Below are 12,285 nucleotides of genomic sequence, written 5' to 3'. Positions count from 1 at the left end.
CTGTGTGGCATGCAATATCCAGATTGTGAAAATCCGTCAATCCAGAATACGAGCGGCAGAAATCAAAGCCAACCAAAGTTCCATAACGTAAATTGCAGATTTTGTGGTGCAATTCACAGCGTTGATTGGGCATGTATAAGAGTTCTCTCACAAGTCATTCACAGCGTAAATGAAAAGAAAAACGATATAAACAAATATTATTTTCTTCGTGAGCTATGAAGATGGGATTCTAAAAATATTTTCCCATGGTGAAATTATAGAACACTTCCAGAGCTGACGCTTCCATTGAAAGAGGCTGCTGCGGCAGATGAGCCACTGTCGCAGGTGGCTGTATCTACAGTGCCTGCATCGGCGGTGGCATTTAACTCGGCATTCATCTGAGCATTCATCTGAGCTTCCATCTGCTGTAATTCACTCATCTGCAGTCCGACATAGGACAGATCGACCGTTGCTGCACCGGCTGCCGAGGAGCTGCCCCCGTGTTTGTAATCCATGGTATTTTGCAGATACTTCATATCTGCTTCGTTGATGTTGCTGCGTTCTTCATTGCGGTGCATACGGCGTTTGCGGATGATCTCCTGACGTCTTGATTTCTCTTTCTGTACCTGTTGGATCTCCTCCGCCGCCATCTTTTGTTTCAGATCATTTTCTTTCTGGTGGATACGGCGTTTCACTTCAGACTTCTGCTGCATTTCTTTTGCTGATTTTTCACGTTCATATTTCCGCTGTAAATTTTCTTCCTGTTTCAGATTAGACACCTTGGACTGGGCGCATTTTACCATTCTTTTTGCGTGTGCGAGGGCAATCTGTACCTCACTGTCATCATATTCCCCGGTTCCGAGGCAGTGCTGTAAATTATTGACGGTGCTTTTTGCCTTGGTGAGAACTGCAGCGGCAGTCCGCGACTTTGTGGCGCGGATAAGCTGTGAGGAGATTTGTTTTGCATTATAATTAAGAGATTTTTTGGTTGACTTCCCTGTGCTAAAGGAACTGCTTTTGGAAATTCCAGTGTTTCTTGTGTTGATCGTGGCAGTGGAGAAGCCATTCATCGTTCCGCCAAAATAATTGCTTACGGTTAAGTTCATCTTTATTTCCTCCGTGAAATAAATTTGACTACTTGTTTCGATAATTTATATATCGGCAGGTTGGAGAAGTTTGTTCAGTTAAAAAATTCTTTTCAGAAAACATAAAAAAAGGTATGATAGGAACTGAAGTTAATCGGATTCGAAAAGAAAAACAAAGATTAGATTGCAATGAGGCACAATATGAAGAAAAAGAATAAAAATAAATCGTTAGTTAGTCAGACAATCCATATGTTTGTAATTCAAAGTGCATTGCTTGGAATTGTAATTGTTACCTATATTTGTGTCTCATATTACACAGTTTTGGAAAACATGCAGACAAGTAGCAGAAATCTGCTTCAGTTATATGGAAAAGAACTTGAGAATAAACTTGAGAATGCAGACATGCTGTTAGAGCGTTTGATTTATAAAAATAATGATTATGATATGCTTCAGAGCGAAAAAGAATCAGAACGATATTATGCTTCCATAGAGATAAAAAAAATTATACAGGAGCAGATTACTTACGATCAGTATGTGGATGCCGTTGTGATTGGAGATAGTACATATGGAAGCTGTCTGGATTATGAGAATAGCGATATGGCTTATCAGGAACGTGAAGATTTACGTCAATATGCCTTGGAGAGAGCAAAGGAAGGTAGTGCAAAAGCAGAGTGGATGATTGTGCGGATTGGATTGCAGAATTATGTGTCCAAGATGTATGTATGGCAGGGAAGATCAGCCGGTATTTTCATTTCTGTTGATCATTTTATGGACAATGTAACGAAAAAGAATTTGCAGAAAATTTTTATATTATTGAAAGATGAGCAGCAAAAGGTATGGGGTGGATGTGGAAAACAGGAATTTACCTGTGAAATTGGGAAAGAATTACAGGCGACACCTCAAAGTCTCGGTGTGTATAAGAATGATTATACACTTGCCGATGGGAAATTGCAGTTATCGGCGTATGTAAGTAAGTCTCAGGTTGTTGGACAAATCCGGTGGAACATGATATTAGTATTATTCGTAATACTGATACTGGCAGGCTTTTCAGTGTTTTTTATTAACTTTTTGCGAAGAGAAATGCTTGCACCAATGGGACATATGCAGAGAAGCATGGAACAGATGCAGACTGGAAATCGAGAATATCGTATTACAAAAGAATTTGAAAGCAATGAATTTATTGTATTAAAAGATGCGTTTAACCGTCTGATGGATGAGATCATGAAGTTAAAAATCCAAAGCTACGAAAAACAGATAGATCTGCAGGAAACAGAACTTAAATGCATAAAACTTCAGATAAGACCACATTTCTTCCTGAATGCAATGACCACAATCTCAAGTTTGAGCCAGCAGGGAAAAAATAAAGAAATTGAAAGCTATATCAGTGCGCTGTCAAAGAACATACGCTATATGTTCCGTGCAGGTTTGCATACAGTGTCACTGCAGGAAGAAGTAACACATGTAGAGAATTATTTTGAAATGCAGGAGTTGAAATATCCGGGATGCGTGTTTTACTATATAGACATTAATCCGGAAGTGAGAGAGTGGAAGATTCCACAGATGATTATCCATACAATCATAGAAAATGAGTATAAGTATGCAGTAAATATCAATCAGATGCTTACGATTCTAATCAAAGCATCAAAAGCGGATGTAAATGGCGAGGAGATGCTTTATGTTGAGGTAGAAGATGATGGAGCCGGATATCCTAAAGAAGTACTCCAATTTTTTGAAAATCAGGAAAATACGATTTCAAAGACAGGGGAGCGTGTAGGTTTAAAGAGTGTGAAACGGATGATGGAACTTATGTATGAGCGTGAAGGATTATTTACAATCAGTAATATTGAACCACATGGATGTAAAAATACATTCCGGATACCAGCGCATGCAGTACAGGAAATGAAAGAACAGAAACAGATAAAAATGGATTAATAAGATTACAAAAGAGGATTGTGCAAATGCAGGTTTTAATTGTAGATGACGATATGGCAACGGTGGATGTCATTAAAAATTCAGTAAAGTGGAAAGAACTTGGTGTTTCAGATATATTTACAGCTTATAATATCCAGCTGGCAAAAGAGATTTTAAAAGAACATAATATTGATATTGTAATCAGTGATATTGAGATGCCACAGGGATCTGGAATCGATTTGCTGGAGTGGTTTCGGAGAGAAGAGCTTCCGGGAGATTTTCTGCTTTTGACCTGTCATGAGAGTTTTGACTATGCATCCAATGCAATTAAGTATCAGGCATGTGAGTATTTATTAAAGCCTTTTGATGTGAACGTTATGGAGGCAGCTTTAAAGAAGATTATTTTAAAACGCATGGAAACTCAAAAATTACAGGAAAACAGTGAGTATGGAAAATGGTTAAAGGAGAACCAGAATCATGTTCAGGTTGCTTTCTGGAGTGAAATATTATCGGGACATATTGCAGGGAAAAACGAGGTTATAAAGAATGAAATCGAAAACCGTAAATTGCAGATTAACGTAGAACAGGATTATAATCTGATTGTTTCCAAGATAACAGAAATCAAAAAAGACCGAGCAAAAATGAGCCCGGATCTAATGCTTTTCGTAGTTGAGAATATTCATTCAGAGATTTTTTGCGGATGTCCTGATAATAGCTCGGTTGTGTCAATGGACTATGATAATTATTATATTGTTGCGACGGTTTGCCAGAAAAAAGACAGTGAAGAATTAAAACAGTGTTGCAAATTATTACACACAGTTTTTAAAAAAATATTTTCATCTGAAATTACCATGTGTGTAGGAAAGCCTTGTAAGATAGAAAATTTTTATAAAACATTCCACCGGCAGCAGAATCTGATTGAAAGGAACGTTGCATTTTATGGCAGTTATTTTCAGGAGGATGACGCAGCAGAAATTCAGCAAAACATTAAAAATGTTTTTGAGGTTGATAAAATAGAACAATTTTTATCCGAAAAGAAAAAATTAGAAATTTTAAGTTATATGAAAGCAATGCTACATGAAAGGATTTATGATAAGACTTTAAGTGATCGGGTTTTATCCAGAGGGAAAGAGGAAATTCTTCAGGCGGTTTATACTTATTTTGGAAAAAAAGAGATTCAGATATCAGGTTTATTTGTGGATGATAACTTAAATCAGTTAGGTCAGAAAGCTTCGCAATCTGTATTGGATATGATAAGGTGGACAAATTATCTGATTGACTGTACTTTCCAATATGAGGAAAGTGTCCAAAAGAATTATAGTCTCAACGAGAAGGTTGATCAATATATCAGGGAGCATTACAGAGAAAATATTGGAAGAACTGAGATTGCAGAACAGTTTTATCTGGCACCGGAATATTTATCAAAGACTTATAAGAAATTAACTGGTAGAACAATCAAAGATACGATAACAGAATACAGGATTGATGAGGCGAAAAGAATGTTAGAGCGCGGTGAGCGTGTGAGTGATGTGGCAGAAACAGTAGGATTTGACAATTTTACTTATTTTTCTACGATATTTAAAAAATATACAGGCGTGTCGCCAAATCAATATTGCAAAAAATAGAGAATCAGATTTGGTTCTCTTTTTTTTGAAAGTATGTATCCTTTTTTTGAAAGAAAGAACGAGATAAATCTGATAAATTGATACTATCAAAAAAAAAGAGGAGGGTTTTTCAGATGAAAAACAAAAGAGTTCTGGCAGCTTTATTAATAGCTGCAATGACAGTAGGTCTTACTGCATGTGGAGGAAGCTCAGATTCTAACGGATCTGCAGCAGGAACTGAGACTGGAAGCACAAAAGCAGATGGAGATTATGAGCAGGTTACTTATGCATACAGTACATTTAATAATATCCCGACAGAGGAAGACTTAGATGTTGTAGAAGAGGAAATCAATAAGATCACAAGAGAGAAGATCGGTGTGGAGGTTACGTTAGAACCGATCGCATTTGCAGATTATCCGAGCAAAGTAAGTCTTGCTTTACAGGGCGGAGAAAAAATCGATATTTATGAATCCCTTGGTGATTTTAATAATTATGTATCTACTGATATGACATATGAGTTAAATGATTTATTAGATCAGTATGGACAGGGAATTGTAGATGCGATCGGAGAGGACTGGCTTGCAGCCTGCACAGCCGACGGAACAATTTACGGTACACCGACTTTAAAACCAATCGCATTAACACCAATGGTTATCTACAGACAGGATATCGCAGATGAGCTTGGACTGGATATGAGTTCTGTTAATTCCATTGAAGATGTTACTGATATTTTAAAACAGGTGAAGGAAGCTTATCCGGATATGATCCCGCTTGCACCAGTAGAACCAGGCCGTATCGGTTTAGATGTTACTTGGGGAGATGTTGATTTCCTGACAGATTCTATGTATTCTCCAACAGGTGTGTTAATGGGTGATGACCTTACGGTAACAGATTTATATTCTACAGATATCTATAAAGAGAGATGTGAGTTAGTAAGAAGCTGGTACAATGATGGTCTTGTAATGCAGGATGCAGCAACAACGACAAGTGCAGCAGCAGAGACAATGAGTTCCGGTAACTACTTCTGCTACATCGCAGCATATAGCTATCCGGAAGCTGACACAGCAGCATCCTTAGAGGCTCAGTGCGGCGGATATCCGATCGGGGCAAAAATGATCGGCGATGCATATCTTTCCACTGGTGATGTTAATATGGTAAGCTGGATGATCTCTTCCACAACAGATGTTCCGGAAGCTGCTATGAAGTTCTTAAACCTTACTTATACAGATGCGGATGTAATCAACTTACTGATCTATGGTATTGAGGGAAGAGACTATGTGAAAAACGATGATGGAACTGTTTCTTATCCAGAAGGAGAAGATTCTACAACCGTACCATATACAGCACAGTTAAGCTGTGGAACATTAGGAAATTATTTCTTAATGTACTGCCTAGAAGGATCTGATCCGGCATCTCTTGACTGGGAATTAGAGCAGAACAAGATTGCAAAGACATCTCCTGCAATGGGCTTCACCTTTGATTCCAGCAGTGTGAAGACACAGTACACCGCAGTAAACAATGTTATCAAACAGTATATGCCGGGATTAAACTGCGGAAGCTTAGATCCGGATACAGAAATTGAAAAATTTGTAAAAGCATTGGATGATGCCGGATACCAGGATATTTTAAATGCAAAACAGGAGCAGTTAGATGCTTGGGTTGCACAGCAGAAATAAAACAGAGTGACACGGTTTCACAGATATCAAAAGGCTGCCGCATGAAAATGCGGCAGTTCTACAGAAATGGAGAATAGAATGGAAAAGGCAATTGCAAAAAGCAAAAAAAGAAAATTTAAAAATCTGCCGCTCTTTATGATTGCACTGCCGGGAATCGTCTACTTACTGATCAATAATTATATACCAATGTTTGGTATTTTCCTGGCATTTAAGAATTATAGTCTTAGAAAAGGTGTATTCGGAAGTGACTGGTGCGGTCTTCAGAATTTCCAGTTTTTGTTCAAGACCAAAGATGCTTGGATTATGACCAGAAACACAATTTTATATAATGTGGCTTTCATTATTATCGGAACGATCGTTGCAATTGCAATTGCTGTGATGATGTGTGAACTTGGAAAAAAAACACGCGTTAAATTTTTCCAGGCAGCATTGCTTTTGCCGAACCTGTTATCCTGGGTCGTTATTGGATTTATAGCCTATGCATTTTTAAATGCGGATACCGGATTTATCAATAAAACAATCCTTGCAGGACTTGGATTAGACCCGGTATCATGGTATTCCTACACCGGAGCATGGCCGGCAATTATTATCATCGTAAATCTCTGGAAGAACATGGGATATCAGTCAATTGTTTATATGGCAAGTATTTCAGGTATTGATAAATCTATTTATGAAGCCGCAGCGATTGATGGTGCAACCAAAATGCAGCAGATTTTCAGAATTACGCTGCCAATGTTAAAACCGACGGTTATCACATTGACCTTAATGTCGATTGGAAGAATTTTCTACTCTGACTTTGGTCTGTTCTATCAGGTACCACAGAACTCAGGAGCATTATTTAATGTAACGCAGACCATTGATACCTACGTATACCGTGGATTGATGGAATTAAATGATGTTGGTATGTCAGCAGCAGCCGGACTCTATCAGTCATTAGTGGGATTTGCTCTTGTATTGATCGCAAATGGCATCGTACGTAAAGTAGATTCTGAAAACGCATTATTCTAGGGGGGCAGAGATATGACCGAAAGTAAAAGCTTTAACCGGGTGGCAACGATCATCCTTACCATATTAGTCATCATTGCAATGCTGCCAATCCTGTTGATTGTCATTGCATCATTTTCGGCGGAGTCATCCCTGATCCGAAACGGATATACTTACTGGCCGGAACAGTGGAGCTTAGATGCTTATTATTACATGGTAAAGCAGAGTATTATGATCTTAAGATCTTATGGAGTTTCTTTCCTGGTAACCTTTGTTGGTACCGCATTAAGCGTAATTATCACAACCATGCTCGCATATCCAATGTCGAGAAAATCTTTCAAGTATCGTAACGCACTGGCATTTTTCGTATTTTTTACAATGTTATTTAATGGTGGTATTGTACCGTCTTACATTATGTGGACAAAATTTTTCCATATCAAAAATACGATCTGGGCATTGATCATTCCGAACTATCTGGTAAGTGCATTTAATGTTATTCTTGTAAAAAACTATTATCAGAACAGTGTGCCGGATTCTTTGATCGAGGCAGCACAGTTAGATGGTGCATCTGAACTGAAAATCTTCTTTAAAGTCATGCTTCCGTTAGCGGTTCCAACCGTAGCAACGATCAGTTTGTTTACAGGTATCTGCTACTGGAATGACTGGACAAACGGTCTGTATTATATCAGCAATGAAAAGCTGTATAGTATCCAGCAGTTGTTAATGAAGATCATGAATAATATTCAGGCAATGCGTTCCAGCTCGAATGCAGCCCTGATCGGAACAGGTGCGATCGACTTGCCGGGAACATCTATCCGAATGGCCATGGCAGTGATCGGAATTCTTCCGATTATGCTGATCTATCCTTTTGTACAGAAATATCTGGTAAAGGGTGTTGTTGTCGGAGCCGTAAAGGGTTAATTTCATAGAGAAGTGTAGACAGTCTGCACAGAAGAAATAGTAGTTCGTGTTCGTGTGCATATTTCTTCTGCGTGGGCTGCTTTTTTAGGAGAAAAGAATATGACAGTAAGAGAGTTAGTAAATAAGATTAGCGAGAAGACCGGCGTGACACCGCTTCCGGAAGAAAAGACATGCGATCATCTGATGACGGGAAGCTAGGACATGGAAGTAAAGGGAGTTGTTTCGACTTTTATGGCAACCGTTGATGTGATCAGACAGGCAATCGACCTGGGAGCAAATTTTATTATCACACATGAGCCAACCTGGTTTTCAGGGGCAGATGATACAGAATGGCTTTCTGATGATCCGGTTTATCTGGAAAAGAAAAAGCTGATCAAGGAGCATCAGATCGCGATCTGGCGTTTTCACGACCATATGCATATGGATGTAGATGACGGTATTTACCGTGGTTTTGATGAAGAATTAGATTGGGGAAAATACCGTGTAAAATGTGACGGTGACCTTGGATGGTTTGGAGCAGTTTATGAGCTTCCGGAAACAACCCTGGAGGAGCTGGCACATTTTTTCCAGAAAGAGCTGGATATGAAGGTGGTACAGCTTGTTGGTGATCCAAAGATGCCGGTAAAACGAGTCAGTGCGTTGGTCGGAGGCGGAAGTCTTGGACTTGGACAGGAGAATCTTCCGATGCGTCATATGCATGCAGAAAATATTGATGTTGTGATCTGCGGAGATATCACAGAGTGGACACTTTCTGCTTATGTAAGGGATGCAGCACAGCTTGGCATGAAAAAAGGTATGTTAGTGCTCGGGCATGAACGGAGTGAAGAGTGGGGCATGAAACATCTTCCAGCATGGCTTAAGAGTATCACAGAAGATCTTCCGGTTACCTTTGTGGATGCGGAAGAACCGTTTACTTATATTGTATAGGAGGAAAAAAATATGACAATCAGAGAAATTACAGACAAAATTTTAGAGTACCATCCAAAATTCGATGCATCCTATGATGGATGCGACGGTTTCAAATCAGGAAATCCGGACGACGAATGTACAGGCATTGTATCAGCACTTGTACCAACTGTGGAAGTAATTAAAAAGGCAGCAGCGTTAGGATGCAATCTTTTATATGTACATGAACCATCCTATTATTCTACACCGGATTATCCGGACTGGAGAGCGGGATTTGAGAACAAGATCTATGAGGAGAAAAAAGCACTTTTAGATCAGTATGGAATTGCGGTCTGGAGAGATCATGACCATACACATGCACACAATCCAGATGGTATTTTCACTGGAGTGATCAAATATCTTGGATGGGAACAATATCGTGTAAATGCAGATACAGAAGGAATGACAATGTACTTTGAGTTTCCGGATATGACAGTGGAAAAGATGAATGCATTATTGAAAGAGAAGATGTGTTTAAACGGAATCCGCTATATTGGAAATCCGAAGGATAAGCTTAAGAAAGTTGCGATGGTCGGACATTTACTGCCGAATATATTTGAACATCAGCCAACAACCGGAGATGGCTTCTGTAAGGAGTATGCAACCGAAGTGATCCGTATAATGGAAGAGGAAGATGTGGATGCAATCATTCCGGGAGAGACAATCGACTGGACTGTGATGTCTTATATCAGAGATGCAGTACAGCTCGGAAAAGTGAAAGCAGCATTCAATGTAGGACATTTCAATCTGGAGGAGCTTGGAATGAAGTATGCCGCGGACTGGATTCCGGAAGTGATCGGGAATGCGGTGCCGGTGCATTATGTGCCGAGTGGAGATATCTATAAATTTGAGTAAATAGAATATCAGGTACAGAAAGTAATATTTTTTAGCGTCGGGATTAGAATGAAAGTCAGCAAAAAGATTGAGTAGATCTTTTTTGCTGGCTTTTCTACATTAGATGATTTATAAAATGAAATTGGTTATAAGGTTGAAATATAAACGTAAAATGTTAATTTCAAACGCAAAATATCGAATGGAATTGATATTTTACGTTTTAAATAGTATAATTTACGTATAAAGAATTGGAAAATTACAAATAAACGGAGGTGGTTTTGATGAAAACATGCAGTGAAAAGGCGTTAGAGTGGAATGTTACGCCTCGTACAGTAAATGCAATGTGTAAAAACGGAAGAATTCAGGGAGCAGTAAAAGAAAAAAGAACCTGGTTAATTCCTGACGATGCAGAAAAACCTCTGGATGGAAGAATATCAACCGGGAAATATAGCAGAAAAAAGACAGGAAAAGAGAAAAAAACACTGCCAGTAGGAATTTCGGATTATGTACGTGCACAATCGGAGTATTATTATGTTGATAAGACGCTGCTGATCAAAGAGTTTTTGGACAGAAAACCATTAGTCTCATTATTTACCAGACCAAGAAGATTTGGTAAAACTTTAAATATGGACATGCTCAGAGTATTTTTTGAAATATCAGAGGATGATACCAGCAAGTATTTCACGGATAAAGCAATTTGGAAATGTGGCGAAAAATATCGCAGACATCAGGGAAAATATCCGGTTATTTTCTTAACCTTCAAAGATGTAAAATTCGATACGTGGGAAGCAACCATAGGCAAAATCCGAGGATTACTTCAGGAAGAATATGGGAGGCATCAGGAATTACTGAGCAGTGACAGGATCTCTCAGTATGAAAGAGAATATTTCGAGAAGATCTTAGGAGCTCTGGCAAATGATGTGGAGCTTACGTCTGCACTTGAGCGGTTATCTAAAATGCTTACAGTCCATTATGGTAAGGCTCCGATTATCATTATCGATGAATATGATACACCTATTCAGGAGGGATATTCAAAAGATTTCTACGATGAAATTATCGGATTTATGAGAATTTTTTTCTCTGGTGCATTTAAAGATAACAAGAACTTGTCTTATGGATTTTTGACAGGAATTCTGCGGATCGCACAGGAGAGTATTTTCAGTGGACTGAATAACCTTTCAGTAAATACTGTGATGGATGAAGAATACGACAGTTTTTTTGGTTTTACAGAGAAAGAAATAGAGAAACTGCTTGCGTATTATGGTATGTCAGAAAAAGAAAATGAGCTCAGAGACTGGTACGATGGATATTTATTCGGGAATGAAGAAATCTATAATCCATGGTCAGTGATCAATTACATCTCAAAAGGATGCATCCCGCAGGCATACTGGGTAAACACAGGAAAAAATGAGATATTCGAAGAAATTATGAATGCTGCAACAGATGATATTGTGGAAAAACTGCATATCTTATTACAAGGTGAGATTGTTATTGCGAGAATAGACCAGAATGTTGTATACAGATCGCTTGCAGAAGATCCGGCAAACATCTATAGTCTGTTGCTGGTTGCAGGATATCTGAAAACACAGAAAAAAGATTTGCAGGCAGACGGCTCCTATCTGTGTGAGGTAACTATCCCAAATAAAGAGATTGCATCAGTTTACAAGAGTGAAATCCTGTCACATTTTTTACAGAAAGGCATTATCACAAGAACTACTGCAAATAAAATCGCAGAAAGCCTTTACGCAAATGACCATAAGAAATTACAAAGCGCTGTGGCGGAATATCTGGATAAATCCATAAGTTTTTATGACGGCGGAGCAGAAGGATTTTATCATGGCCTAATGCTGGGGTTGATAGCCTTGATGGACAATCAGTATAAGATTAAATCGAACAGAGAATCAGGTGATGGAAGATATGATATATGTATGATTCCCAGAGAGAAACGATATCCGGGTATTCTATTCGAATTAAAATGGGAAAAGAATCTGGAAGAAGAGGATCTTAACCTTCTGGCAGAGGAAGCATTGCAGCAGATTACTACATTAAAATATGATGCTGATATGCGAGAAGACGGAATAACAGATATCTTAAGGTTTGGCATTGCTTTTTCAGGGAAGAAAGTCAGGGTAAAGACAATAATATAGGGAATCAAAGAAAAAACGCTGGTTTCGGCAGATAAAGGAGTTCCTTTAAAATGCTGGTTCTGGCGTTTTTTTGTTTGTGCGTTTTGATAGAAAAAACAAAAATAATATGTGCAAAATGCACAAAAGTAATCTTGCAAATAAAATAAAAAGTAAAAAAATGACAATGGAACAGGTGAAAAAAGGAAAGAGTAATGTGAAG

9 protein-coding genes are annotated in these 12,285 nt (G+C 38.5%); 8 read left to right on the top strand and 1 reads right to left on the bottom strand.

Translation table 11 applies throughout. The features are described from left to right. Nucleotides 1–254: 254 nt before the first annotated feature. Entirely contained in the window at nt 255–1,085 is an 831-nt protein-coding gene (locus ACDD58_RS00100) for a hypothetical protein (protein WP_370774896.1), read from the bottom strand. 180 nt (nt 1,086–1,265) lie between these two features. On the opposite strand from ACDD58_RS00100, the gene ACDD58_RS00095 reads away from it, so the two are divergent. The 8 genes from ACDD58_RS00095 (at nt 1,266) to ACDD58_RS00060 (ending at nt 12,086) form a co-directional block, all read left to right on the top strand. Continuing rightward, a complete protein-coding gene (locus tag ACDD58_RS00095) occupies nt 1,266–2,996 on the top strand; it encodes a sensor histidine kinase (RefSeq protein ID WP_021923155.1) in 1,731 nt (576 codons plus the stop codon). Nucleotides 2,997–3,022: 26 nt separating this feature from the next. After that, a complete protein-coding gene (locus tag ACDD58_RS00090; RefSeq protein ID WP_370774895.1) occupies nt 3,023–4,600 on the top strand; it encodes a response regulator in 1,578 nt (525 codons plus the stop codon). 113 nt (nt 4,601–4,713) lie between these two features. Further along, nucleotides 4,714–6,255, top strand: coding sequence for an ABC transporter substrate-binding protein (locus tag ACDD58_RS00085; protein WP_021923153.1), 1,542 nt, complete (start codon nt 4,714–4,716; stop codon nt 6,253–6,255). 78 nt (nt 6,256–6,333) lie between these two features. Then, the gene (locus ACDD58_RS00080; RefSeq protein ID WP_021923152.1) at nt 6,334–7,263 is read left to right on the top strand and encodes a sugar ABC transporter permease; all 930 of its coding nucleotides are present in this window, start codon (nt 6,334–6,336) and stop codon (nt 7,261–7,263) included. Nucleotides 7,264–7,275: 12 nt separating this feature from the next. Beyond that, nucleotides 7,276–8,160, top strand: coding sequence for a carbohydrate ABC transporter permease (locus ACDD58_RS00075; RefSeq protein WP_021923151.1), 885 nt, complete (start codon nt 7,276–7,278; stop codon nt 8,158–8,160). 201 nt (nt 8,161–8,361) lie between these two features. Next, the gene (locus tag ACDD58_RS00070; RefSeq protein WP_242991015.1) at nt 8,362–9,087 is read left to right on the top strand and encodes a Nif3-like dinuclear metal center hexameric protein; all 726 of its coding nucleotides are present in this window, start codon (nt 8,362–8,364) and stop codon (nt 9,085–9,087) included. Between the two features lie 12 nt (nt 9,088–9,099). Further along, nucleotides 9,100–9,960, top strand: a complete 861-nt coding sequence (locus ACDD58_RS00065) for a Nif3-like dinuclear metal center hexameric protein (protein ID WP_021923149.1) — start codon at nt 9,100–9,102, stop codon at nt 9,958–9,960. A 260-nt stretch (nt 9,961–10,220) separates the two neighbouring features. Continuing rightward, complete coding sequence (locus tag ACDD58_RS00060) at nt 10,221–12,086, top strand: AAA family ATPase (protein ID WP_118111068.1); 1,866 nt, start codon at nt 10,221–10,223, stop codon at nt 12,084–12,086. Nucleotides 12,087–12,285: the final 199 nt, after the last annotated feature.

The sequence above is a fragment of the Roseburia sp. genome (assembly GCF_041325975.1).
Classification (GTDB): Bacteria; Bacillota; Clostridia; order Lachnospirales; family Lachnospiraceae; genus Roseburia; species Roseburia rectibacter.
This window is presented reverse-complemented; position numbering and strand designations above follow the sequence as displayed.